Source organism: Saccharopolyspora antibiotica (genome assembly GCF_047200635.1).
Classification (GTDB): Bacteria; Actinomycetota; Actinomycetes; order Mycobacteriales; family Pseudonocardiaceae; genus Saccharopolyspora_C.
Map to the genome: position 1 here is coordinate 1 of NZ_JBJZOI010000037.1, position 24,601 is coordinate 24,601.

Genomic DNA, 24,601 nt, shown 5'->3' on the forward strand with positions numbered 1-24,601 from the left:
GCCCCCCCCCCTCCCCCCCTTCCCCCCCCCCCCCCCCACCCCGGTGTCCCCGCGCAGCGAGCTGACCTCGCTGCAGTTCGCGGTCTTGCGGAAGACGGCCACCGCGCGTCCCCACTCGGAGCCGATCGTGCACAGCGGGAGGTCGCGCTCGTAGCGCCAGCGGGGAGCGCCGGTCGCCGGATCCCGCCCGAGCACGGTGCCGCCCTCCCCGGTGATCGCGGTCGAGCGGGCCACCACCGGAACAGGGGTGGCGGGGCTCGGCGCGCGCCACAGCTCGCGCAGCGCGGCCGGGACCCCGGCGGGGGCGGGCGCGGCGGGAAGGCGTTGGGCGGCGGGCTCGGAGACCGTCGCCCGGGCGTCGCTGCGCCACCAGACGACGCCGACGGCGACCACCACGGCCACCAGGATCAGCGCCACCGCGACGAGATCGGACCGCGTCCGCCGTTCCGGCCGTACCACTGCGCTCCTCACCAGGCGGTCTCGGTCAATGCTCGACGGCTCCTCGGAGGGCGGTTTCGCCGTCCGGGCACCGAACCGAGCCTAGCCAACCCGCCGCGATCAACGGGCCGCCCGGTCACCGGGCGCCCGCCGTTCGCGTCCGGGCTCAGCCCGCGGCGGTCTCGCCTCCGCCGCCACCGCCGCCGCCACGACGCCTGCGGCGCCGCTTGCGGGGCTGGTCGCCGGTTTCGGCGCCGCCCTCGGACTGCGGGCTCGCCTGCTCGGCGGGCTGCGCCGCACCGCTCTCGGCACTGCCCCCGCCCCGGGTGCGCCGCCGCTGCCGGGTGCGCCCGGCCGGACGGGTGTCGTCGTTGGACTCGCTGGGTGCGGACTCCCCGGAACCGCTCCGGGTGCGCCGGCGGGGCTTGCGGGTGGAGTGCTTCGCGTCCTCGTCCGGCTCGGCGCCGAGGCCCGCGCGGGTGCGCTTGGACAGCGGCAGGCGGCCCGTTGCGTCCGCGGGGATGCCCAGGTCCTCGTAGAGGTGCTGGGAGGTGGAGTAGGTCTCCACCGGCTCCGGCTTGCCCAGGTCCAGGGTCTCGTTGATGAGCTTCCAGCGGCTCTCCTCGTCCCAGTCGACGAGGGTGATCGCCACGCCCTCCCGGCCCGCGCGGCCGGTGCGGCCGATGCGGTGCACGTAGGTCTTCTCGTCGTCCGGGCACTGCAGGTTGACCACGTGGGTCACCCCGGCGACGTCGATGCCGCGGGCGGCGACGTCGGTCGCGACCAGGGTGTCGACCTTGCCGGAGCGGAAGGCGCGCAGCGCCTGCTCGCGAGCGCCCTGGCCGAGGTCGCCGTGCACGGAGGCCGCGGCGAACCCGCGCTCGGCGAGCTCGTCGGAGAGCTTCTGCGCGGTCCGCTTGGTCCGCGTGAAGATCATCGTGAGACCGCGGCCCTCGGCCTGCAGGGCCCGGGCGAGCAGCTCGGACTTGTCCATCGCGTGCGCCCGGTAGACGAACTGCTTGGTGCGCTCGTGGATGGCGTTCGCGTCGGCCTGCTCGGCGCGGATGTGCGTGGGCTGCTTGAGGAAGGTGCGGGCCAGGGTGATGATCGGGCCCGGCATGGTCGCGGAGAACAGCATCGTCTGCCGCTGCTCGGGAACCATGTTCAGGATCCGCTCGATGTCCGGCAGGAAGCCGAGGTCGAGCATCTCGTCGGCCTCGTCCAGCACCAGGCCGCGGACCTTGCCGAGCACCAGGTGCTGCTGCTCGGCCAGGTCCAGCAACCGGCCAGGGGTGCCGATGACCAGGTCCACGCCCTTCTTCAGCGCGTCGATCTGCTGCTCGTACGGGCGGCCGCCGTAGACGGCGAGCGTGCGCACGCCCAGGTGCTTGCCCGCGTCGGTGAGGTCGCGGGCGACCTGCACGCACAGCTCGCGGGTGGGCACCACGACGAGCGCCTGCGGCGTCCCGTCGCCGGGCACCTCGATCCGCTGCAGCAGCGGGACGCCGAAGCCCAGCGTCTTCCCGGTGCCGGTGCGGGCCTGCCCGATGAGGTCCTCGCCGCGCAGCGCCAGCGGCAGCGTCAGCTCCTGGATGGCGAAGGTGTGGTGGATGCCCGCCTCGGAGAGGGCTCGCACGATCTCCTCGCGGACGTCGAGCTCGGCGAAGGTCGGGGTCTCGGGGACGGCGCTCTCCGCGTGCAGCGGGGTGGCGCCCTCCTCGACGGTGGGGGAGCCGCTCTCGCTGTGCTCCAGTTCGTGCACGTGCTCGCTCGTGGAGGCCTCGGGGGCCTGCTCGTTGCTGAGGGTCAGAGTGATCGCCTCTCTCAGTACCGGCGCGCTGCGGCCGAGTCTCGGCCGATCGCGGTGACTTCCTCCGGCATGGTGGCCGCGTGGGATCCGCGGCCGGCCGCGTTGGTCGCGTGCCGCATGCTCGTGGTCACCGGTGCGATGGTCGCGCGCCCCTGTTCGACCAGCGGTGTGTCCGCTGCTGTTTCGGTCGGCATCGTGGTGCGGCTCACGCCGTCTCCCGTGTCGCCGGCCGCGGCCGGGCACAGGTGGCGCCCGCGCCCAGGTCTCCCGCACGGACCCGGGCGACCGGCTGCTCACGGGGTGGGACCGTGGCCCGCATCGAGCCCTGTCGGGTCCCAGCGCGGGGAGGAGGGTCCACTGCCGGTTGCCTGATGCCTGATGGCTTCTGCGAGCGCAAGGATACCTGGTCGACAGCCGATCGAGGTCGCCGATGTGCGATGAGCTTCGCGGAAGGTCCCGCGGAGGCGGTGCCCGGCACCGCTGCGGGTCGTCACCGCCGCGCGTGCCACCCCCTCCCGCGAGGCGAATCGGCTCCCGGGACGCCGGTTAGGCTGCCGGGTATGAGCCAGCCCGACCCCGCCACCGCCGGACCCGCCGATGACGCCTACGCCGAGGGGGTCGTGGACCTGCTGGCCGCGCTCGCCTACGGCGAGCTGTCCGCCTTCGACCGGCTGGCCGAGGACGCGCGCACCGCGCCGACGCTGTCCGGCCGCGCCGCGCTGGCCAGCATGGCGGCCGCCGAGATCGGCCACTACCGGAGGCTGGACGAGGCGCTCGCCGGGCGCGGGGTGGCGGTGGACGAGGTGATGGCGCCGTTCGCGGCGCCCTTCGACGCCTTCAACGCCTCCACCGCCCCGCACTCCTGGCTGGAGTCGCTGGTCAAGGCCTACGTGGGGGACGGCCTGGCCGCGGACTTCTACCGCGAGGTCGCGGAGTGGCTGGACGACTCGACCAAGGCCCTGGTGCTCGACGTGCTCGCCGACACCGGGCACTCCGCGTTCGCCGAGCGGGAGGTGCTGGCGGCCTGCGCCGACGACCGCTCGCTGCGGGACAAGCTGACCCTGTGGGGGCGGCGGCTGCTGGGGGAGGCGGTGACGCAGGCCCAGCGGGTCGTGGCGGAGCGCGACGCGCTCGCCGAGCTGATCATCCGCGGCTCCGGGGACCTCACCGGCATCGTGGCGCTGTTCCGGCGCCTGCAGAACAACCACACCAAGCGGATGGCCCGCCTCGGCCTGGGCTGATGTTCGCCACCGGCGAAGGCGGGCGCGGCCCGGGCTGGGATAGCCTTCTGCGGGTACGCATCGGTTCTGCGAGTTTGTGGAGGTCAAGCGTGGAGGTCAAGATCGGCGTCGTGGACAGCCCGCGTGAGCTCACCGTGGCCAGCGGTCAGTCCTCGGCCGAGGTCGAGTCGCTGGTCGCCGACGCGCTGAAGACCACCGACGGGGTGTTGTCGCTCGCCGACGAGAAGGGGCGGCGCTACCTGGTGCCCGCCGCCAAGCTGGCCTACGTCGAGATCGGTCCCTCGGAGTCCCCGCGGGTCGGCTTCGGCGTTCAGTGATCCACCGCGGTGCCCCCGGCCGGACTCGTTCCGCCGGGGGCACCGTCGCGTTCGGGGCCGGTCAGAACGGCGGTCTGCCCAGCCCGGTGATGCGGTAGCGCTGCCAGGGGTCCGGGTCTGCGAGCGTGCCGACGGCCTCGCCGCGCGGGGTGCGCAGCACCACGTCGGTCCGGCGCCCGTTCGCCAGCTCGGCGACGCCCTCGTCGGCGGCGACCCGGCCGTACCAGTGGAAGCGCCCGTCGATGGGCTGGAAGTGCCCGCGCAGCAGCACGCGCACCGCGACCTCGCGGTCGGCCGTGAACAGCACCGCCTCGCCCGCGTACTCCTCCGCCGGGCCCGGTTCGTCGAGTTCCCGCGCCTCGGTCATGCCCGTCCTCCCCGCTCCGCGTCGCTGGCTCCGCCCGGCTCGTCGTCGGTGACCAGCCGGAGCCCGGTGAGCAGCTCCAGCGGTTCGTCGGGGTCGATCACGATCCCGCCGGAGCGCAGCACGCCGTCGATGGCGTGCCAGATGATCCGGGCCAGGTAGTCGGTGAGGTCGTCCCGGCTCATGGACTGGCGCTCCAGCCACCAGTCGCCGCTGGCCTGCACCATCCCGACCAGCCCGTGCGCCCAGGCCTCCACGCCGCCGGAGTCCAGGCCCAGCGCGCGCAGGTACTGCCCGAGCAGCCGGGACAGCGAGTTCGCGATCTCGGTCTTCTCCGCGCTGACCGGGTCCGAGCGCACCGGCTTGTCGGCGAAGGTCCGCCGGACGACGAACCGGTAGAGGTCCGGGTACTGCTCCAGCACGCCGAGGTAGGTGCCGATCATCCGGCGAATCCGCTCGTTCGGGCTGCCGTCGGCGGCGATCTCCGGCGCGAGCCGGTGCATCAGCAGGTCGGTGCCCCACTCGCCGACGGCCACGTACAGGTCGCTCTTGTCGTGGAAGTGCCGGTAGAGCACCGGTTTGCTCACCCCGGCCTCGGCGGCGATCTCGTCCATGCCCACGTCCGCGCCGTGCTGGCCGATGGCGCGGACGGTGGCTTCGACGAACTCGGCGCGGCGGGCCTGGCGGTGCTCCCGCCAGCGCTCGCGGCGCGCGTCGGCGCGGTCCGGGGTGGCGCGGTCCGGTTCCGGACCGGTCCGGGCGGCCTTGACAGGTCGGGTGCGGTAGCTCACGCTACCCAAGGTAGCTGTTACTTCAAGTAACATGCAATGCCGGGAGTGCCGCAGCCCTCGGGAAGCCGTTCGGGGAAGGACCATCATGAGCAGGACCGCGCAGGTCAAGGACCGGGAGCAGACCGCGGCGCGGTTGCTGAGGTCGTCGGCGAAGAACAGCTACGACCCCGAGGTGGACATCGACTGGGACGCGCCGCTGCTGGACGACGCGCCCTACATCCCGCTGCACCGCAGCAGCCTCTACGGCACGTCCCTGTGGGACCGGCTCGACGACGCCCAGCGCATCGAGCTCACCAAGCACGAGTTCGCGAGCATCGCCTCCAACGGCCTCTGGTTCGAGGTGCTGCTGATGCAGATGCTGCTCAAGCAGTTCTACGACGCCGACCCGCGCACCGAGCACGCCCAGTACACCCTCACCGAGATCGCCGACGAGTGCCGCCACTCCACGATGTTCGGCAAGGCCGTGCGGCGCGTCGGCGCCCCCGCCTACGGTCCGGTCCCGCTGCTGCGGCAGGGCGGCCGGGTGCTGCCCGCCGTCCTCAAGGGGCCGTCCGCCTACGCCTCGATCCTGGTCGCGGAGGAGATCCTGGACCGCTTCCAGCGCGACCAGATGCACGACGAGTCGGTGCAGCCGCTGGTGCGCATGGTCAACCGCATCCACGTGATCGAGGAAGCGCGGCACGTGACCTTCGCCCGCGAGGAGGTCGTCCGCGGGATGGCCGAGTGCGGACCCGTCGAGCGGGCCTGGCACCAGTACTGGACCGCGCTGGTCTCCTACGCGATCTGCTTCAGCCTGATCAACCCCCGGGTCTACGCGGCGGTCGGGCTGCGGCCCCGGGACGCGCACGCGGCGGCCTGGCGCAACCCGCACTTCCAGGACACGCTGCACTGGGGCGGGGAGAAGATCATGAGCTTCCTGGACGAGGTCGGCCTCGTCGGCAAGCCCGGGATGACCTTCTGGCGCAAGTCCTTCCTCCTCCGCTGAAACCTCCCCAGAACAGGAAGCGCACCATGACGACCCTTCCGGCCCGAGACACCTTCACCACCGGCGACGGCGTGCGGCTGCGCGTGCGCGAGCACGGCCCGGCCGACGCGGCGACCACCCTGCTGCTGGTGCACGGCTGGACCCTCAGCTCGCGCACCTGGGACCGGGTGGTCGAGGCGGTGCTCGCCGAGGCGGACGTGCGGGTGCTGCGGTTCGACCTGCGCGGGCACGGCGACTCGGAGCCCGCACCCGCCGGGACCGCCACCATCGAGCGTTGCGCCGACGACCTCGCCGAGCTGATCGAGCAGCGGGTGCCGACCGGGCCGGTGGTGCTCGCGGGGCACTCGATGGGCGGGATGACGATCATGGCCCTGGCCGAGCGGCACCCGGAGCTGTTCGCCGGGCGGGTGGTGGCCGCCGGGCTGGTCGCGACCTCCAGCGGTGATCTCGTTGCGCCCTCGCTCGGACTGCCCGCGCCGGTGGCCGCTGCCGCGAACGCCGTGGAGCGCCGGTTCCGCGGCCTGCTGGAGGCCTCCCGGGGCAGGCGCCTGAGCCGGAGCTCCCGCGCGCTGCGGCCGGCGATGCGCTGGCTGCTGTTCGGGGCGCGCCCGGACGCGGCCGCCGTCGCCGCCACCGCGGAGCAGGTCGCGGGGTGCCACCCCTCGAACATGGCCGGGTTCCGGACCTCGCTCGCCGGGCACGACCGCGCGCACGCGCTCGCGGCGCTGCGGTCGATCCCCGTGGCGGTGTTCGCGGGCCTGAGCGACCGGCTGTGTCCGCCGCCGCACGCGCGGCGGATCGCCGCCGAGCTCCCGGACGCGGAGCTGCTGCTGTACCCGCGCGCCGGGCACATGCTCCCGCTCGAGCGCGCCGACGAGGTCGCCGCCCGGATCACCGCCCTGCTCCGCGCCACCGCCCGGGCCTGAACCTGCGGGACGACGGCCCGCTCACTCCGCGCGAGCGGGTGGGCGGGCCGTGGGCGCGGGTCGCGGTCAGCCGTTCTGGAGGGGGAACCCGGACAGGCCCTTCCAGGCCAGGGTGGAGATCAACGAGATCGCCTCGTCGCGGCGCACCGAGTCCGTCTCGTCCAGCCAGTAGCGGGCCGTCACCTGGCTGAGGCCGACCAGGCCGAAGGCCAGCAGCCGGGCCCGCTCCGGATCGAGCCCGGCGTCGGCGGTCACGGCCTCGGCGACCGCGTCCACGCAGCGCGACAGCGCCCCGTCCACGGCCTCGTCCACCGCGGTCTCGCCCCGGAGGTCGGACTCGAAGACAAGCCGGAACGCCTGCCCCTCGCCGTCGACGAACTCGAACAGCGCGCCGACCGCGGCCCGCACCCGCTGCTTGTTCTCCGGGGTGCTCTCGATGGCCTCGTGGACCCGGCGCACCAGCTCGTTGCCGTGCGTCTCCACCAGCGCGAGGTAGAGCTCGAGCTTGCCCGGGAAGTGCTGGTACAGCACGGGCTTGCTGACACCGGCGTGCTCGGCGATGTCGTCCATCGCGGCCGCGTGGTAACCGTTGGTCACGAACACGTGCTGAGCCGCCGCGAGCAGCTGCGCCCGGCGGGCGTCGCGGGGCAACCGGACGCCTCTGCTCGGCTGCGCGGTCTCCGTCATGCCTGCCTCCAACCGTCCTTCCACGACGCTCGCTGGATATCCAGCCGGGGGAGCCCAACCTTACTCGCCGGTAGAGCGGGCACTCGACCTCGTCCGGCCGCTGGTCGCGCTCGATGCGGCGGGGACACCCGCGGTGATCGCCCGAGCCCCGAAACGGGTGATCTTCGTCGGGGTGGCGAAGCGGACCGCCCGCACCTGCGCTGACCACGATCGCGTTGTGGCACGCTTGTACCGTGCCGCGCCCTCCGAGACGATCCCGTGACGCCGCCGCAGGTCGCTCGGACGCCGCGGACGGCGCCGGGACCTCGCGCGCGCGGCGCGGGCCACGGCCGGGTGAACCGCTCGCCGCTTCCTGGCGGCCGCTGGAGGACTACGACCTCGACGATGAGCCGGAGCGCCCACCGCGCCGCCGCACCTGGTCGCTCTACGGCTGGCGGATCTACGCGGTCCCGCTGCTGGTCGTGGTGACCGCCCTGGCCGTGTTCGAGTCCGTCGACCCCGGGGCCGAGCAGGTCGCCGGCGGCGGCGCGGGGGCCTCGCACCTGCAGGCGCCGAACGTGCCGGAGGCGCCGGTGGTCACCGAGGCACCGTCCGGGCAGACCTACGACCCGAGCATGTTCTCCGCCGAGCTCCCGCCCGGATCTCCGGTGCCGGAGGTCGGTGGCCGCACCTTCGACGTGCTGCCCGGGGCCTCGCCGAAGGTCGGCCGCGGCGACGACCTGTACCGCTACACCGTCGAGGTCGAGGTCGGAGTGCGGCTGGAGGAGGGCAACGACTCCTTCGCCCGGCTCACCCAGCAGACCCTCGCCGACCCGCGGAGCTGGACCAACCCGGAGGCGGGGAACATCGCGCTGCAGCGGGTCGACGGCTCGGCGTCCCCCGACTTCCGCGTGACGCTGGTGAGCCAGAACACCGCCCGGGAGATCTGCGGCTACGGCAGCGGGCTGCCGTTCGACACCTCGTGCCGGATCTCCGACCGGGTCTACATCAACGCGGCCCGCTGGGTGCGCGGCGCGGTCGCCTTCGAGGGCGACATCGGCACCTACCGGCGCTACGCGATCAACCACGAGGTCGGCCACGTGTTCGGCAACGGCCACGTGCCCTGCGGGCGGCAGGGCGGGCTGGCACCGGTGATGATGCAGCAGACCTTCAGCACCGCGAACAACGAGCTGCACGAGCTGAACCAGGCCGTGCCCCAGGGCACCGAGATCCCCGCCGACGGGTTCGTCTGCAAGTACAACGCCTGGCCGTTCCCCGTCGGCGGCTCCGGGCGCTGAACCCGGACGTGCTTCCCGCCACGTCTTTCTCGGATGGTGGGATTGATTTGGGAGCCGGGAAGACGATCGGCCACTCTGGCGTTGCACCGTCCGCACCCCGCGCGGCTCCGGCCGATCCGGGCGCGAACGCTCGTCATGTCCCCGCGTGCGCGGGGAAGGGCGAGGTGAGGACCACTGAGGAGGAGCTGGGAGATGTCCGGCGATTCAGCCCAGGCAACGACGCTACCGCCGCTCGTCGAGCCGGCGGCGGAGTTGACCAAGGAAGAGGTCGCGCGCTACAGCCGCCACCTGATCATCCCGGATGTCGGGATGGACGGGCAGAAGCGGCTGAAGAACGCGAAGGTCCTGGTGATCGGGGCCGGCGGGCTCGGCAGCCCGGCGCTGCTGTACCTGGCGGCGGCCGGGGTCGGCACCATCGGCATCGTCGAGTTCGACACCGTCGACGAGTCGAACCTGCACCGCCAGATCATCCACGGCCAGTCCGATCTGGGCAGGCCGAAGGCGGAGTCGGCCCGCGACTCCATCGCCGAGATCAACCCGTTCGTCAAGGTCGACCTGCACCAGGTGCACCTGTCCTCGGACAACGCGCTGGACATCTTCGCCGGCTACGACCTGATCCTGGACGGGACCGACAACTTCGCGACCCGCTACCTGGTCAACGACGCGGCGGTGCTCTCCGGCAAGCCCTACGTGTGGGGCTCGATCTTCCGGTTCGAGGGCCAGGTCAGCGTGTTCTGGGACGAGAAGGGCCCGAACTACCGCGACCTCTACCCCGAGCCGCCGCCGCCCGGGATGGTGCCCTCCTGCGCCGAGGGCGGCGTGCTGGGCGTGCTGTGCGCGTCCATCGGCTCGGTCATGGTCACCGAGGCGATCAAGCTGATCACCGGCATCGGCGAGCCGCTGCTCGGCCGCCTGATGATCTACGACGGGCTGGAGATGAGCTACCGCACCGTCAAGATCCGCAAGGACCCGGACGCCGAGAAGATCACCGAGCTGATCGACTACGAGGCGTTCTGCGGCGTGGTGTCGGACGACGCGCAGCAGGCGGCCGTGAACAGCACGATCACCCCGCGCGAGCTCAAGGACAAGTTCGACCGCGGTGACGACTTCCAGCTGATCGACGTCCGGGAGCCGCACGAGTACGAGATCGTCAAGATCGAGGGCTCCACGCTCATCCCGAAGGACCGCATCCTGTCGGGCGAGGCGCTGGCCGAGCTGCCGCAGGACCGGCAGATCGTGCTGCACTGCAAGTCCGGCGGCCGTTCCGCCGAGGCGCTGGCGGCGCTGCACAAGGCCGGGTTCTCCGACGCCGTGCACGTGGGCGGCGGGGTCCTCGGGTGGGCCAACGAGGTCGACACCAGCCTGCCGACCTACTGATCCGAGCCCGCCGGGCGGCGACGCCTGGTGAGCGCGTTCGCGCCCGGCCCGGTTCCCCCTCGGGGAGCCGGGCCGGTCCGCGTCCGCGACGGATCACGATTCGTGCCGGGCCATGATCTGCGGAGCGCCTGACCCCCATTCGGGGATCTCCGATGTAGCGTCTGCGCCGTGACTGGAACTCCGGAGCCGCCCCCGCCGCACGTGCGCGCGGCGTTCGGTGCGCGCGGGGAAGACGCCGAACTGCTCAACGGCGGCGTCGCCTGGCGTTGCGGTGAGGTCGTGCTCAAACCGGCCGCGAACACCGCCGAAGCCGCCTGGGTGGCGCAGACGCTGGACCTGCTGGAGCCGGACGAGGTGCGGGTCGGCAGACCGGTTCGCTCCACCGACGGCCGCTGGGTCGTGTCGGGCTGGTCGGCGAGCCGCGACATCACCGGGCGGCCCGAGCCGCGCCACGACGAGGTGGTGGCGATGTCGCTGCGGCTGCACGCTGCCAGCAGCGTGCTCACCCGGCCGCGGTTCATCGAGGCGCGCCAGGACATCTACGCCCTGGCCGACCGGATGTCCTGGGGCGAGGAGGACTACCCGCTGCCGCTGGACAAGGGCGGTCGGCTCTACGACGTGCTCGCCGGGTCGCGGCGCCGGACCCAGCTGCGCCCGCAGGTGGTGCACGGCGACCTGTTCGGCAACGTGCTGTTCGCGGGCAACGCGCCGCCCGGGATCATCGATTTCGCCCCGTTCTGGCGGCCCGCGGAGTGGGCGGCGGCGGTCGCGGTGATCGACGCGCTGTCCTGGGGCGGCTCGGACGCCGCGATCGTGGAGCGCTGGTCGCACCTGACCGACTGGCCGCAGGCCCTGCTGCGGGCCCTGCTGTTCCGGCTCGCGGTGCACGCGTTGCACCCGCGTTCGACCACCGCCTCCCTCGGTGGTCTGGAGCACGCCTCGCAGATGGTGCTGGAGGTGCTCTGACCCCGGAGGCCGGCGGGTGTGACGATGGTCGGATGACTGCCGAGGACACCGAACCGCTGCGGGGCAGCACCATCGGCGTGACCGCCGAGCGCAAAGCCGCCGAGCTGGGCGCGCTGCTGGCCCGGCGCGGCGCCGAGGTGCGCTACGCGCCCGCGATGCACACCGTGCCGGTCGAGGACGACGGCGAGCTCACCGCGGCGACCGAGGCGGTGCTCGCGCGCCCGGTGGACTACGCGGTGGCGGTGACCGGCTCCGGGTTCACCGGCTGGCTGGACGCGGCCCGCGCGGGCGGGCTGGGGGAGCGGCTGATCGAGCACCTGGGCGCCGCGAGCCTGCTGGCCAGAGGAGCCAAGGTGCGCGGGGCGATCCGCGGCGCCGGACTGGTCGAGTCGTTCACCGCGCCCGCCGAGGAGGTCGCCGACGTGCAGGCTCACCTGCTGGAGCTCGGCGTGGCGGGCAAGCGGGTCGTGGTGCAGCTGCACGGCGACCCGATGGCGGAGTTCCGGGCGCGGTTGCGCGACGCCGGTGCCGAGGTGCTGCCGATCGCGGTGTACCGCTGGACCGATCCGACCGACCTGCCCGCGCTGGACCGGCTGATCGACGAGGTGATCGCGGGCGAGGTGCACGCGCTGCCGCTGACCAGCGCACCCGCCGCGACGAACCTGCTGGCCCGCGCCGAGCGGACCGGCCGGGGCGAGGCGCTGCTGGCGGTGCTGCGGGAGCGGGTGCTGCTCGCCTGCGTCGGCCCGGTCACCGCGGTGCCGATCGCGCGGGCCGGGTTGCCGCACCTGATCCCGGAACGCGCGCGGACCGCGGCGCTGGTCAAGCTCCTGGTCGAGGAGCTGCCCCGGTTCCGCGCTCAGGACTCCGGGCCGCCCCACCGGTAGCGGCGCATGTTGATCCGGGCGCCGTCGGCCAGCACGCCCTCCGCGCGCAGCAGCTCCAGCTGCCGCTGCCGCAGGTGCTCGGCGACGTGGCCGTCGGAGCGCAGCACCCGGTGCCAGGGGAGGTCCGCGCCGTCCTCGGCGAGGATCCGGCCCACCAGCCGCGCCGAGCGCAGCCCGGCGAGCTCCGCGACGTCGCCGTAGCCGAGCACCGACCCGGGTGGGATGGCCGCGACCACGGCCCGGACCTGTTCCAGGGTTTCCTCGTCCACCCGCGCAGTCTTCCAGAGCCCGCGCGCTTCGATCGCCCGGCGCTGATCCGCCGTGCTACAAGCGGCGAATGCCGTCGAGCACGGCCTGCAGCAGGGCGTGGTCCGGTTCGCGCGGAGGGGCCAACGGCACGCTGAGGTCACCGCTGTCCAGCAGGTCCGACACGAGCACCGCGGCCACCACCAGCGGGATGTCCAGCGCCGCCGCCAGATCCGCGACCGAGCGGGGTCGGTCGCACAGCTCCAGGACGCGCTCCCGGTCCGCGTCCCACTCCTCGCGCGCCTCCGGTTCCGGGACGGCCACGACGAGCGTGTCCTGTTCGAGCTCGGCCGCGGCGGCGCGGGTCCGGCCGCGCGTCATCGCGTACGGCCGCACGAGCGGGCCGGCGGCGCTGTCGCGCCAACCGTCCCCCGCCGACCGCCGCGCGTTCACGTCGTCGTCGAGGTGAGCCGGGAGCGCGGCGCGGCCTCGATGCTGCTGCCCGCCCGCTGGACGAAGAGGTTGATCTCGTAGGCGATGAGCCCCACGTCGGCGTGCTCCTCGCCGAGCAGCGCCAGGCAGGAACCGTTCTCGGCGGCCGTGACGAACAGGAAGGCGTGGTCCATCTCCACCACGGTCTGCCGGATCCCGCCGCCGCCGAAGCGGCGCCCCGTCCCCCGGGCGAGGCCGTGCAGCGCGGACGCCGTCGCGGCCAGCGCCTCGGCGTCCTCGGCGGACATCTCACCGGAGCGGTCGACCACCAGCCCGTCGGCGGAGAGCACGACCGCGTGCCTGGCGCCGGGGACGCGGTCGACGAGATCGCCCAGCAGCCGGCCCAGCTCGAACTCGGGCGTGGTGGTCAAGTCCTGCACTGCGCATCCCTCATTCGTCGTTCGTGTCCGCGTCCGGTTCGGCTGATCTGCGACCGCGGTCGGTCCCGCGCTGGATCGCCGACATCAGGGCCCGGACCTCTTCCGGTGAGCGGGGTTCGGCCTCGTCCTGCTCGTCCTCGCCGTCCGGCCGATCGCGGGCCAGTTCGGGGGCCATGCTGGCCTGCCTGCGGCGGCGCGGCAGCGGGACCGCGGCCGCGCCGTGCTCCGGTTCGTCGTCCGGTCCGGTGCTGTTCTCGTCCTCTTCTCCGGTCGTGGCGGGGTCCGGGCCGTCCTCGGTGGACGGCGCGGGATCGGTGCCGGCGAGCGGTGGGTGCCCGGTGGGATCGGTCGTGACCGAATCCGGCTCCTCCGGCCACGCGACCGGTTCCGGATCGCCCGCGGGGTCCTCGGTCGGCCACGCCGCGGGCGGCTCGGCTGCCGCACGTCCGGGCTCGATCAGTTCCCCTCCGTCCGAACGGTAGCCGCGCTCCGGCGGGCAGTCGTCGCCCGAAGCGGTGACGTCCGCGTCGTTGCCAACGGTCTCCCCGGAAGGGGTGATCTCCGCGTCCTCGGGCGCGTCCGTCCGGGTCGGTTCCGCCGGGGCGGGCGGCGGCCAGGACGGCGCTTCTTCCTCGTCGGGGACGGGTTCGGCCCGATCCACCGATTCCACCGCGGGTTCCGCGGCCCGCTCGTCGGCGGAGGCCTCCGCGCCCGGCGACTTGCCCGGAGCCGGTTCCGCCTCGTCGCCGGAGGCCGAGCGCACCCGGGGCAGCTGACCGGTGCGCGCCTCAGCCGGGCCAGGGTCGATCGGCTCCACGATGAGCTTCTCCGGCACCAGCACGATCGCCCGGGTCCCGCCGTAGGCGGAGGTGCGCAGCTCCACCGAGATGCCGTGCCGGTCGGCCAGCCGCGCCACCACGAACAGCCCGAGCCTGCTGTCGGAGCGCAGCGCCATCGCGTCGAACTCCGGCGGCTCGGCCAGCATCGCGTTCGCCGCGTCCCGGTCCGCGTCGGCGATCCCGAGGCCGCGGTCCTCGACCTCGACCACCACGCCGCGCGCGACCGCGTGGCTGTGCACGCTGACCCGGGCGTCCGGCGGGGAGAAGGAGGTCGCGTTGTCCAGCAGCTCCGCGAGCAGGTGGACGGTGTCGGCGACCGCGTCGCCGTGCAGCGCCAGGTCCGGCGGCCGCTGCACGCGGACCCGCGCGTAGTGCTTGGTCTCCGCGACCGCGCTGCGCAGCACGTCGGAGAGCTCGATCGGCCGCGACCAGCGCCGCCCCGGCCGCCCGCCACCGAGGATGATCAGGTTCTCGGCGTTGCGGCGGGCCCGGGTGGCGAGGTGGTCGAGGCCGAACAGCAGCGCCATCCGGTCCGGGTCCCGCTCCTCCCGCTCCAGCCGGTCGATCATCGTCAGCAACCGGTGCACGAGCGCCTGGCTGCGCCCGGCGATGCCGAGGAAGACCGTGTGCACGCCCTCCCGGGCCTGCGCCTCCTGCACGGCGGCGGCCACGGCGGTGCGCTGCGCGGTGTTGAAGGCCTCGGCGACCTGGCCGATCTCGTCCCGGCCGTAGTCCAGGTGCGCGACCTCGCGGTCGATGTCCACCCGCTCGCCGCGCCGCAGCCGGGCCACGATCTCCGGCAGCTGCCCGTCGGCGAGCACCAGGGTGTCGTCGCGCAAGCCGTTGAGCCGCCGGGACAGGCCGCGGGACACCCGCAGCGCCACCAGGATCGCCAGCAGCACCACCAGCAGCGCGACCACGCTGCCGATCGCGACCTGCGCCAGGTTCCGGTCCCCCGCCTCGATCCCGGCCGCCGCGGTGCGCTGCGCCTGGGTGGCGGCGAGGGTGGTGAGGTCGTCGGTGACCAGGTCGCTGGTGGTCAACCACTCCGCCACGTCGATCGCCGGGGTCAGGGGCGACGACTCCTCGCCGCCGTCACCCCACGGGCCGCGCGCGATGATCTGGTTCTCCAGCTCGGTGAGGCGCGCGAACTGCGGCGAGGCGGTGATCTCGGCGAACCGGGCCCGCACGTCCGGATCGGCGGACGCGGCGTGCGCGGCCAGTTCCAGGTGGTACGCGCCGGTGAGCTGGGCGAAGGCCAGGTGATCCGCCGCCGGGAACACCTCGGTGCGCAGCCCGTCGGTGGCCAGCGAGGCCGCTCGGGACATCCGGTCGGTGGCGGTGAAGAACCCCGCCGCGCGCAGCCCGCCCTGGCTCACCGCGGAGTCCGGGAACAACCGGGCCTGCGACTGGAACAGCGCGGACCCGGCCTCGACGAAGCCGTCGTAGTAGCCGTGCACCTGCGCCCGATCGGTCTGCGCGGTGTCCACCCGCGCCCGCACGGCGGGCAGCTCGGCGATGAGGCCGTTGAGCGCGCGCATCCGCTCGCGCACCTCGTCCGGGGCCTGCTCCAGGGTCGGGTCGGCGGCCTCGCGCATCGCGTGCAGCGCCCGGTCGGTCGCCTCGCGCTGGCGGACCAGGCGCTCGGTGGGCGGGGCCGGGGCGGCGAGCTGCACCAGGCTCAGGGTGCGCTCCTTCTGCGCGGAGGCCAGCACCCGCATCGCGGGCAGCGACACGTCGCGCACCCCGGTGGCGATGCCGCGCAGGTGGAACCCGTCGTACAGGGTGATGCCGCTGATGATCGACCAGAGCACCAGCAGCGCGACGCCGGGTATCAGCACCACGCCGTAGAGGCGGTCCCGGATGCTGCGGCGCCCCTTGCGCCAATCGTCGAGCTTCTGCACTACGTCCCACCCGTGTGTGCCGGTGCGCGCGACGGGCGCGTCGCGGCGGTCTGGGCGGGCAGGCGAGGCACCCGCGCCGTGGAGCGCGGTGCGGTGCCGAGGGAGACGGGTTCACGGGGCGTGGCGATTCGGACTCGCGGCCCGGTTCCCCCCGATTCGCTGTTCCCGCATGAAACCGCGGCGATGCTAGCACGGCAAGATCAACTGCTGGAACGGAGGATCACGCCTTGCGCCGTGCGTCCCAGTGCTGGCTGGGGCGCACGGCGCAAGCGTCGGCGGGGGAGCGGGGGAGCGCGTCAGCCCGCGAAACCCGCGACGATCGAGGAGAACTCCCACGGCTGCTGCTCGGCGCCGCTGCAGCTGTCCGCGGCGCCGCCGTTCTCGCACGGCCGGTCGCGGTTGACCGACCAGAAGGTGAACCGGCCGAGGCCCTTCTCCGCGGCGTAGTCGGCCATCGCCTGGAACGCGGCCACGTCGACGTGCTCGGCGGGCTGGTCGGTGTTGCCGTTCATCGAGGAGATGCCGACGTGCGCGTAGGCCGTCGCGTCGTCGTAGCCGAAGGTGGTCTTCACCAGCTCCTTCAGCGCCTCGGTGGTGGTGATCGTGTCCTGGGCCATGTCGGTGCCGCTGAAGTCGAACGGCATCTGGGTCCACACGTCGACGTCGGCGCCGATCTCCTCGGCCTTGGCCAGCATCGCCTTGCCGTTCTCGTTCGGCCCGGTGGTCGTGGTGCCGAAGGTGACCACGGTCCTGATGCCGGGGTTGGCCTCCTTCGTGATCTTCAGGGCCTCGATCACGCGGTCCCGGGAGGCGGGGGTCTCCACCTCGGTGTTCTCGATGTCCACGTCGATGGCCTTGAGGTCGTAGGCGTCGATCACCTTCTGGTAGGCGCCGGCCAGGGACTGCGCGTCGGTGCAGACCTCGCCGAGCTTGTTGCCGCTCCAGCCGCCGATCGAGGGGACCACGTCGCCGCCGCCGGCGCGGATCTCGTCGATGGCGGCCTTGTCCTGCCCGTCCAGCGGCCGGGTGCCGTCCCAGGCCGGGTTGCAGGTGCCGTCCGCGTTGATGAACGCGAGGGTGAAGTCCTTGACGCCGCTGGCGTCCTGCACCTCGGAGGGCGAGGGCGGGTTGCCCCAGCCGGTGTAGAGGTAGGGCGAGGCCGCGACCGGGCTGTCGGCCCGGGGCGCGGGAGCCTGCTGGTTCGCGCTGAGCGCGGGAACGGCGGTCAAGGTGGCCGCGCACGCGACGGCGACACCGGTACCGGCCAGGGTGAGCACGTTCTTGCGGAGCTTGCCCACGGTTCCTCCTTCGGGGGATCTCGGTCGCCGCGGCGGGGGATCCGCGGCACAGCGGGACTGTCGCAGAACCCAAAATTGGTTCGTACCACCAAAAGGAACAATGGGATGGACCTTTCGGTACGTTGGCGATCTTTATCTGTCTTCATCTGTATCGGCGCTGGCCAGTGAATTGATGTGTCCACAGGGGAGGTTTCGAGGCGCATTCCCGGAAGAATGGGAAATCGATGGGAAATTACCGTTATTCCGATCAGCTCCGGCCCGTCGGCGGGATCGACGTCGGGGGTCCGTGATTCCATCGGAGCCATGCCAGCCCCGAGCCCGCCCGACGCGCGGGACCGCCGCGCGCGGGACCGCCGCGCTGCCGCCGCCCCGATGCTCGTCCGCCGCGGCGGCGGCGAGCGCGCGCTCCGCTGGGACGAGCCCGCCCGGCGGGTGCTCGCGCACGAGGGCGGATTCCTGCGCGTGCTCGGCGGTCCGGGAAGCGGCAAGAGCACGCTGCTGGCCGAGGTCGCCGCCGATCGCGTCCTGAACCGGGGCGTCGACCCCGGGAACGTGCTCGTGCTGACCTCCGGGCGGGCCGCGGCCGCGCGCACCCGCGCGCAGATCACCCGGCGGCTCACCACCGGCGCCGGCCCGCGCACCGCCCAGGAACCCCTGGTGCGCACCGTGCACTCCTACGCCTTCGCGGTGCTGCGGCTGAGGTCGGTGCTCGCCGAGGAGCCGCCACCGCGGATGCTCAGCGGTCCGGACCAGGACGCGCTGGTCCGGGAACTCCTCGACGGCGACCTGGAGGAGGGCGCGCGGGGCTGGCCGGAGTCGTTGCGCGCCGCGCTCCCGGTCGACGGCTTCGCCGGGGAGCTGCGCGACCTGCTGCAGCGCGTCGCCGAACGCGGGACCGGCCCAGGCGAGCTGATCGAGCTCGGCCGTCGCCACGATCGCCCCGAGTGGGTCGCCGCCGGGCGGTTCGGCGTGCAGTACGAACAGGTCACGCTGCTGCGCGGCGGCGGCCACGGCGGGGCCGAGCTGGACGCCGCCGAGCTCGTCGCCCAGGCGCTGCTGGCCTTCGACACCGACCCCCGGCTGCTCGCCGCCGAGCGAGATCGCGTGCGGTACCTGATCGTCGACGACGCCCAGCACCTCGATCCGCAGCAGCACGCCCTGATCAGCAGGCTCGGCGGCTCGGCGCGGGAGTTCCTGCTCGCCGGGGACCCGGACCAGGCCGTGTTCTCCTTCCGCGGCGCCGAGCCCGCGCTGCTGGCCAGGGCCGAACCCGATCGCACCGAGGTGCTCACCACCGGGCGGCGGATGTCGCCGGCGGTGCACGCGGCGGTGGGCAGGCTCGTCGCGGGCCTGCCCGGCTCCGGCCCGCAGCGCGCGCTGCGGCCGCCCGAGGGCGAGGGCGGTTCGGTGCAGGTCCGGCTGCTGGGCACCCCGGCGCAGGAGGCCGCGTGGGTCGCCGACCAGCTGCGCCGCGCGCACCTGCTCGACGAGGTCCCCTGGTCCGAGATGGCGGTGATCGTGCGCTCCACCGGGCAATCGCTGCCGGTGCTGCGCCGCGCCCTGCTGGCGGCCGGAGTGCCGCTGGTGCTGCCGGTGGACGACGTCCCGCTGGCCCACCGCGGCGCCATCCGCCCGCTGCTGACCCTGCTGCGCTGCGCGGCGGACCCGGCCGCGCTGGACCCGGACGCCGCCGAGCAGCTGCTGGCCTCCCCGCTCGGCGGCGCCGATCCGCTGGCGCTGCGCCGGTTGCGCCGCGGGCTGCTGCGGCTCCAGAAGGCCGCCGGTGGGCAGCGCTCCAGCGGGGAGCTGCTGGTGGAGGTGCTGCACGACGCCGACCGGCTCGCCGGCCTGGAGGACGCCGCCGCTCGCCCCGCCCGGCGGCTCGGCGCGCTGCTGGCCACCGCGACCGAGGTGATCGGCAAGGGCGTGGAGGAGGCGCTCTGGCGGATCTGGCGGGCCAGCGGGCTGGAGAAGCGCTGGCTCGCGCTCTCCGAGCGCGGCGGCGTCGCGGGCGCGCAGGCCGACCGGGACCTGGACGCGGTCGTGGCGCTGTTCGACGCCGCCGCCCAGTACGCGGACCGCAAGCCCGGCTCCGGCGTGGTGCCCTTCGTCGACGACCTCCGCCGACAGCGGATCACCGGCAGCAGCCTGGCGCCGACCGCCCCGGCCGGAGACGCGGTGACGGTCCTCACCGCGCACGCCTCGGCGGGCCGCGAGTGGGAGGTGGTCGCGATCCCGGGCGTGCAGGAAGGCACCTGGCCGGACCTGCGGCTGCGCGGCTCGCTGCTGCACACCGGCAGGCTCGTCGACGTGCTGTCCGGAGTGGACGAGCAGGAGCAGGTCTCGGCCACCGCCCCGCTGCTGGCGGAGGAGCGGCGGTTGCTGCTGGTCGCCGCCGCCCGGGCTCGGCGCTCGCTGCTGGTGAGCGCCGTGCGCGGCGAGGACGAGCAGCCGTCCCGCTTCCTCGACGAGCTGGAGGGCGTCAGCACCGACGCCGAGCAGCAGCGCCCGCTGCTGCGTCCCGAGCGCGGGCTGGTGCTCGGCGAGCTGGTGGCGGAGCTGCGCCGGGTGGTGTGCGACGGCGAGGCCAAGCCCGGGCGCCGGGAGCGCGCCGCCGCGCAGCTCGCCCGCCTCGCCCGCGCCGGGATCCCCGGCGCGGACCCGGGCACCTGGTACGGCCTGCCGGACAGCTCGACCGCCGAACCGCTGGTCGGGCCGGACGAGGCCGTCCGGATCTCCCCGTCCACGGTGGACGTCCTGAGCTCCTGCCCGCTGCGCTGGATGGTGCAGCGCCACGGCGGCGAGGACGCCGCGCAACTCGCCTCGGTGACCGGAACCCTGGTGCACGCCCTGGTGGAGAAGGCCGCCGAGGGCGCCGACCGCGAGCAGCTGCGCGCGGCCCTGGACCAGGCCTGGCACTCGATCGACGCCGGGGCCCCCTGGTTCTCCCGGCACGAGCGCCGCCGGGTGGAGGGGATGCTGGACGCCTTCCTCGGCTGGCTGGACGAGTCCCGCGCCGAACTCGCCCAGCTCGGGGTGGAGCGCGACCTGGACCTGGAGGTGCCGGGCCGCGAGGGCGGGCCGCGGCTGCGGCTGCGCGGCCGGGTGGACCGGCTGGAGGCGGACGGCGCGGGCAGACCGGTCGTGGTCGACGTGAAGACCAGCAAGTCCCCGGTCAGCGCGCCGGAGGCCGAGGAGCACCCGCAGCTCGCGGTGTACCAGCTCGCCGCCGCGCTCGGCGCGTTCCAGGACGGCGGCACCGCGGACGAGCCCGTCGAACCCGGCGGGGCGCGGTTGCTGTACGTGGCGAAGCCCTCCCGGCAGGGGCTCTGGACGGAGCGCGAGCAGCCGGGACTGGACGAGCAGCGGCTGCGGGTCTGGCTGGACGTGGTGCACGACGCGGCCGCCTCCAGCGTCGGCCCGGCCTACCTGGCGACCGAGAACTCCGACTGCTCCCGCTGCCCGGCCCGGCCGTCCTGCCCCGTGCACCCGGAGGGTCGTCAGGTCGGCCAGTGACGGCCCCCGGCCCGTCCCGGGACGGCTTCTCGAACGAGGTCGCCCGGGGCGGCTAGGTTGGTGTGGATCGGCAACGAGAGGGGAGTCATGGCGCAGCACTCCAACGGCCTGCACCACCACGGTTACGTCGAGCGTTCCTCGTTGACCCACGCGCTGAGCGCGGCGGAGCGGCGGATGCTCGACCCCGACGAGGTCATGCACTCCCCCGACGAGGTGGCCGCGTGGCTCGCGGGCACCCTGCGCGCGGCGATGGGGCTCACCGAGGACGAGGTGGGCTTCACCGACGAGACCGAGATCTGGCTGGCCGAGTCGCGGCGCGGTGAGACGATCGTGACCGGCCTCAACGAGGGTCCGACGATCACCGCGGAGGCCGTGTACGACAGCAACTGCGAGTGCGAGCGGCAGCTCAAGCCCGTCTCCCCCGCCAAGAAGCGCCGCTGACCGGACGCGGCTCGAAGAAGGACGATGGAACGGCGGCGGCCGGGATCGCCGGAGGAGGGATCGCGCGGTGCGTGAACGGTTGAGCCCGCAGCGCATCGCGCAGGGACTCGGGCTGCACCCCCCGACGCCCGAGCAGGCCGCCGTGATCGCCGCTCCGGCCGAACCCGCGCTCGTCGTCGCGGGCGCGGGCGCGGGGAAGACCGAGACGATGGCCGCCCGGGTGGTCTGGCTGGTGGCGAACGGCTTCGTCACCCCGGAGCACGTGCTCGGGCTGACCTTCACCCGCAAGGCCGCCCGCCAGCTCGCCGACCGGGTCCGCGCCCGGCTGCGGCGCCTCGCGGGATCCGGGTTGCTCGACGAGGTGGACCCCGGAGGGGCGTTGCGCGCCCAGGTGCTCGCTGAGGAACCGACGGTGCTCACCTACCACGCCTACGCGGGCAGGCTGGTCGGTGAGCACGGGCTCCGGATCCCGGTCGAACCGGGCGCGCGGCTGCTCACCGAGACCGCGGCCTGGCAGCTCGCGCACCGGGTGGTCTCGACCTGGACCGAGGACCTGGACACCGACAAGGTGCCCGTCACCGTCACCGGCTACCTGCTCTCGCTGGCGGGCGAGCTCGCCGAGCACCTGGTCACCCCGGACCGGCTACACGAGCACGCCGAGCGGCTCTGCCGGCTCATCGAGGACGCGCCGCGCGCGAAGCGGCAGCGAGCCGAGCTGCCGAAGGACCTCGCGAAGATCATCGCGGCGCAGCGGTTGCGGGCCGCGCTGCTCCCGCTGCTGGACGCCTACCAGCAGCGGAAGCGCCGCGAGGCGGCGATGGACTTCGCCGACCAGATGTCGCTGGCCGCGCGGTTGGCCACCGAGCACCCCGAGGTCGTCGCGGGCGAGCGCGAGCGCTACGGGGCCGTGCTGCTCGACGAGTACCAGGACACCGGGCACGCCCAGCGAGTGCTGCTGCGGGCGCTGTTCGGCGGCGCCACCCCGGGCATCGACCCGCTGCCGGTCACCGCCGTGGGCGATCCCGCCCAGGCGATCTACGGCTGGCGGGGCGCGAGCGCGGCGAACCTGCCCCGGTTCACCACCGACTTCCCGCGCGTCGGCGACGGCGGACCCGCGCCCGCGCGGCGCTACGGACTGCTCACCAGCTTCCGCAACCCGCCCGAGGTGCTCAGCCTCGCCAACGCCGCCTCCGAGCCGCTGCGCGCCGCCGGGCTGGAGGTCGACGAGCTGCGCGCCCGGGACGGCGCCGAGCCCGGGGACATCCGGGCCGTGCTGCTGGAGGACGTCCGCGAGGAGCGGGACTGGGTCGCCGATCGCCTCACCGAGCAGTGGCACGCGGTCCTCGACGAGCGCGGCTCCCCGCCCACCGCGGCCGTGCTGGTGCGCCGCCGCTCCGACATGGCCGGGCTCGCGGACGCGCTCCGCGCGCGAGGGCTCCCGGTGGAGGTCGTCGGCCTCGGCGGGCTGCTGGACGAGCCCGAGGTGCGGGACCTGGTGAGCGCGCTGCGGGTGCTCGTCGAACCCCTGGCGGGCACGGCCGCGATGCGGCTGCTCACCGGTGCTCGCTGGCGGCTCGGAGCCGCCGATCTCGCCGCGCTGTGGGAGCGGGCGCGGCAGCTGTGCTCCCCGCCCGAGCAGCCGGGCAGCGCCGCCTCGGCGGATCCCGGCGCCGAGGACGGGGTGCCGGGCGAGCACGTCGAGCAGGCCGGGCTGGTGGACGCCCTCGACGATCCCGGTCCGCCCGAGCGCTACTCCGCGGCGGGCTACGAGCGGATCCAGCGGCTCGGCAAGGAACTCGTGGCGCTGCGGCGCAGGTTGGACCAGCCGCTGCCGGAACTCGTCGCCGACGTGGAGCGGACGCTGCTGCTGGACATCGAGAGCCTCGCCCGCCCGGCCGGTGCCGGGCGCATCCACCTGGACGCCTTCGCGGACGTGGTCACCGACTTCGCCACCGCCAGCCCCGCCGCCCCGCTGTCCTCGCTGCTGGACTACGTCACCGCCGCCGAACGCGCCGAGGACGGGTTGGAGCCGGGCGAGATCGAGGTCGCCGAGGACCGCGTGCAGGTGCTCACCGCGCACGCCGCCAAGGGCCTGGAGTGGGAGGTCGTGGCCGTCCCGCACCTGGTCGAGCAGGTCTTCCCCGGGCGCAGGCACGCGGGTTCCTGGCTGACCTCGGTGACCGAGCTGCCCGCGGTGCTGCGCGGCGACGCCCCGGACCTGCCGGAACTGGACCTGGATCGCCTCGTCGGGCTGGACCGCAAGGAGGTCGGTGAGCTGCTCAAGGGGCACGACGCCGAGTTCGAGGAGCGGCGGCTCACCGAGGAGCGGCGGCTGCTGTACGTGGCGCTGACCCGCTCCGAGCGAGTGCTGCTGCTGTCCGGGCACTGGTGGCAGGAGAGCGCCAAGAAGCCGAAGGGCCCCTCGCCGTTCCTCACCGAGCTGGCCGACGTGCTGCGCGGCACCGGTGCGGGCGAGGTCGGCCGGTGGGTGGACGAGCCCGCCGAGGACGCGGAGAACCCGCTGGCGGACGCGGTGCGCTCGGTGCGGTGGCCCGCCGACCCGCTGGGGGACCGGCGCGCGGCGGTGAGCTCGGGCGCGGACCTGGTGCGGGCCGCGATGGCGGCGGGCGATCCCGCGGGCTCCGAGGACCCCGAGGCGGCCGCCGACGCCGAACCGGACGAGCTCAGCTGGGCCCGCGACGTGGACGTGCTGCTCGCCGAGCGCGAGGCCGCCGCCCGCCGCCGCGAGCAGGTGGTGCTCCCCGGTCACCTCTCGGTGAGCCGCCTCGTCGAGCTCGCGGCCGATCCAGAGGCGCTGGCCCGGAGGTTGCGCCGCCCGCTGCCGCTGCCGCCGAACCCGATGGCCCGCCGCGGCACGGCGTTCCACGCCTGGCTGGAGCACCGCTTCACCTCCAGCGCGCTGCTCGACGTGGACGAGCTGCCCGGTGCCGCCGACGACACGGCCCCGCCGCAGGACGACCTCGCCGGCTTGCGGGAGGCGTTCCTGCGCGGATCCTGGGCCGACCGGGTTCCGCACCGGGTGGAGGTGCCGTTCGAGACCCAGGTCGAGGGGATCGTGCTGCGCGGCCGGATGGACGCGGTGTTCGCCGACGCCGACGGCGGCTGGACGGTGCTGGACTGGAAGACCGGTGCGGTGCCCCCCGACGAGCAGGTGCCCGCGCTGGCCGTGCAGCTGGCCGCCTACCGGCTCGCGTGGGCGGCGCTCACCGGCGCTCCGCTGGAGCGGGTGCGGGCGGCCTTCCACTACGTCCGGCACGACACCACGCTGAGCCCGGCCGACCTGTTCGACGCGGACGGGCTCCGCGAGCTGATCGGCTCGGTCCCCGAACCGGAGGTCTGATCCGCCGGGATCGTCCCGGTGCGCGCAGTCGGCGAGATCCACACCTTCGGGTGGCGGA

General features: G+C 74.2%; 22 protein-coding genes. 11 read left to right on the forward strand and 11 right to left on the reverse strand.

From position 1 onward, the window contains the following. The 3 genes from ACL03H_RS23145 to ACL03H_RS23155 form a co-directional block, all read right to left on the reverse strand. A partial coding sequence (locus ACL03H_RS23145) for an Rv3212 family protein (protein ID WP_459561783.1) occupies window positions 1–459 on the reverse strand: 459 nt, incomplete at its 3' end. Between the two features lie 145 nt (window positions 460–604). After that, complete coding sequence (locus ACL03H_RS23150) at window positions 605–2,248, reverse strand: DEAD/DEAH box helicase (RefSeq protein ID WP_412813439.1); 1,644 nt, start codon at window positions 2,246–2,248, stop codon at window positions 605–607. A 14-nt stretch (window positions 2,249–2,262) separates the two neighbouring features. Beyond that, on the reverse strand, window positions 2,263–2,457 hold the full coding sequence (locus tag ACL03H_RS23155; RefSeq protein WP_412813443.1) for a hypothetical protein: 195 nt from the start codon (window positions 2,455–2,457) through the stop codon (window positions 2,263–2,265). Window positions 2,458–2,808: 351 nt separating this feature from the next. Between ACL03H_RS23155 and ACL03H_RS23160 the strand changes: the two genes are divergently transcribed. Both ACL03H_RS23160 and ACL03H_RS23165 read left to right on the forward strand, forming a co-directional pair. Next, window positions 2,809–3,489: a ferritin-like fold-containing protein gene (locus ACL03H_RS23160; RefSeq protein ID WP_412813415.1), complete on the forward strand. Its 681-nt coding sequence runs from the start codon at window positions 2,809–2,811 to the stop codon at window positions 3,487–3,489. Between the two features lie 89 nt (window positions 3,490–3,578). Continuing rightward, window positions 3,579–3,806, forward strand: coding sequence for a DUF3107 domain-containing protein (locus ACL03H_RS23165; RefSeq protein ID WP_412813416.1), 228 nt, complete (start codon window positions 3,579–3,581; stop codon window positions 3,804–3,806). A 61-nt stretch (window positions 3,807–3,867) separates the two neighbouring features. Here the strand turns inward: ACL03H_RS23165 and ACL03H_RS23170 are convergent, their stop codons facing one another. Both ACL03H_RS23170 and ACL03H_RS23175 read right to left on the reverse strand, forming a co-directional pair. Continuing rightward, window positions 3,868–4,173 (reverse strand): DUF4873 domain-containing protein, encoded by a 306-nt coding sequence (locus ACL03H_RS23170; protein ID WP_412813417.1) that lies wholly within the window; start codon window positions 4,171–4,173, stop codon window positions 3,868–3,870. Then, a complete protein-coding gene (locus ACL03H_RS23175) occupies window positions 4,170–4,961 on the reverse strand; it encodes a TetR/AcrR family transcriptional regulator (RefSeq protein ID WP_412813418.1) in 792 nt (263 codons plus the stop codon). The genes ACL03H_RS23170 and ACL03H_RS23175 overlap by 4 nt, the downstream gene beginning before the upstream one ends. An 85-nt stretch (window positions 4,962–5,046) precedes the next feature. Between ACL03H_RS23175 and ACL03H_RS23180 the strand changes: the two genes are divergently transcribed. Further along, window positions 5,047–5,946: an AurF N-oxygenase family protein gene (locus tag ACL03H_RS23180; RefSeq protein WP_412813419.1), complete on the forward strand. Its 900-nt coding sequence runs from the start codon at window positions 5,047–5,049 to the stop codon at window positions 5,944–5,946. A gap of 26 nt (window positions 5,947–5,972) precedes the next feature. Beyond that, window positions 5,973–6,872: an alpha/beta fold hydrolase gene (locus ACL03H_RS23185; RefSeq protein ID WP_412813420.1), complete on the forward strand. Its 900-nt coding sequence runs from the start codon at window positions 5,973–5,975 to the stop codon at window positions 6,870–6,872. A gap of 66 nt (window positions 6,873–6,938) precedes the next feature. Here ACL03H_RS23185 and ACL03H_RS23190 read toward each other — a convergent pair whose 3' ends face one another. Further along, entirely contained in the window at window positions 6,939–7,559 is a 621-nt protein-coding gene (locus ACL03H_RS23190; protein WP_412813421.1) for a TetR/AcrR family transcriptional regulator, read from the reverse strand. A gap of 233 nt (window positions 7,560–7,792) precedes the next feature. On the opposite strand from ACL03H_RS23190, the gene ACL03H_RS23195 reads away from it, so the two are divergent. From ACL03H_RS23195 to ACL03H_RS23210, 4 genes are all read left to right on the forward strand, one after another. Further along, window positions 7,793–8,836, forward strand: a complete 1,044-nt coding sequence (locus ACL03H_RS23195) for a DUF3152 domain-containing protein (RefSeq protein ID WP_412813422.1) — start codon at window positions 7,793–7,795, stop codon at window positions 8,834–8,836. A 192-nt stretch (window positions 8,837–9,028) separates the two neighbouring features. Beyond that, window positions 9,029–10,213, forward strand: a complete 1,185-nt coding sequence (moeZ, locus tag ACL03H_RS23200; protein ID WP_412813423.1) for an adenylyltransferase/sulfurtransferase MoeZ — start codon at window positions 9,029–9,031, stop codon at window positions 10,211–10,213. Between the two features lie 168 nt (window positions 10,214–10,381). Continuing rightward, window positions 10,382–11,179 (forward strand): TIGR02569 family protein, encoded by a 798-nt coding sequence (locus ACL03H_RS23205; protein ID WP_412813424.1) that lies wholly within the window; start codon window positions 10,382–10,384, stop codon window positions 11,177–11,179. Between the two features lie 32 nt (window positions 11,180–11,211). After that, entirely contained in the window at window positions 11,212–12,066 is an 855-nt protein-coding gene (locus ACL03H_RS23210) for a uroporphyrinogen-III synthase (protein ID WP_412813425.1), read from the forward strand. On the opposite strand, the gene ACL03H_RS23215 is transcribed toward ACL03H_RS23210, so the two are convergent. The 5 genes from ACL03H_RS23215 to ACL03H_RS23235 all read right to left on the reverse strand — a co-directional run bounded on the left by ACL03H_RS23215 (window position 12,039) and on the right by ACL03H_RS23235 (window position 17,225). After that, window positions 12,039–12,335 (reverse strand): MGMT family protein, encoded by a 297-nt coding sequence (locus ACL03H_RS23215; RefSeq protein WP_412813426.1) that lies wholly within the window; start codon window positions 12,333–12,335, stop codon window positions 12,039–12,041. The genes ACL03H_RS23210 and ACL03H_RS23215 overlap by 28 nt on opposite strands. A 55-nt stretch (window positions 12,336–12,390) precedes the next feature. After that, window positions 12,391–12,765 carry a DUF742 domain-containing protein gene (locus ACL03H_RS23220; protein WP_412813427.1) on the reverse strand — a complete coding sequence of 125 codons (375 nt, stop codon included), beginning with the start codon at window positions 12,763–12,765 and terminating at the stop codon, window positions 12,391–12,393. Beyond that, on the reverse strand, window positions 12,762–13,175 hold the full coding sequence (locus ACL03H_RS23225; protein WP_412813440.1) for a roadblock/LC7 domain-containing protein: 414 nt from the start codon (window positions 13,173–13,175) through the stop codon (window positions 12,762–12,764). The genes ACL03H_RS23220 and ACL03H_RS23225 overlap by 4 nt, the downstream gene beginning before the upstream one ends. Before the next feature lie 19 nt (window positions 13,176–13,194). Further along, on the reverse strand, window positions 13,195–15,927 hold the full coding sequence (locus ACL03H_RS23230; RefSeq protein ID WP_412813428.1) for a sensor histidine kinase: 2,733 nt from the start codon (window positions 15,925–15,927) through the stop codon (window positions 13,195–13,197). 296 nt (window positions 15,928–16,223) lie between these two features. Beyond that, on the reverse strand, window positions 16,224–17,225 hold the full coding sequence (locus ACL03H_RS23235; RefSeq protein ID WP_412813429.1) for a chitinase: 1,002 nt from the start codon (window positions 17,223–17,225) through the stop codon (window positions 16,224–16,226). A 372-nt stretch (window positions 17,226–17,597) separates the two neighbouring features. On the opposite strand from ACL03H_RS23235, the gene ACL03H_RS23240 reads away from it, so the two are divergent. The 3 genes from ACL03H_RS23240 to ACL03H_RS23250 all read left to right on the forward strand — a co-directional run bounded on the left by ACL03H_RS23240 (window position 17,598) and on the right by ACL03H_RS23250 (window position 24,543). Beyond that, the gene (locus ACL03H_RS23240) at window positions 17,598–20,741 is read left to right on the forward strand and encodes an ATP-dependent helicase (RefSeq protein WP_412813441.1); all 3,144 of its coding nucleotides are present in this window, start codon (window positions 17,598–17,600) and stop codon (window positions 20,739–20,741) included. Between the two features lie 87 nt (window positions 20,742–20,828). After that, entirely contained in the window at window positions 20,829–21,182 is a 354-nt protein-coding gene (locus ACL03H_RS23245; protein WP_412813430.1) for a hypothetical protein, read from the forward strand. 67 nt (window positions 21,183–21,249) lie between these two features. Beyond that, window positions 21,250–24,543 (forward strand): ATP-dependent helicase, encoded by a 3,294-nt coding sequence (locus tag ACL03H_RS23250; protein WP_412813431.1) that lies wholly within the window; start codon window positions 21,250–21,252, stop codon window positions 24,541–24,543. Window positions 24,544–24,601: the final 58 nt, after the last annotated feature.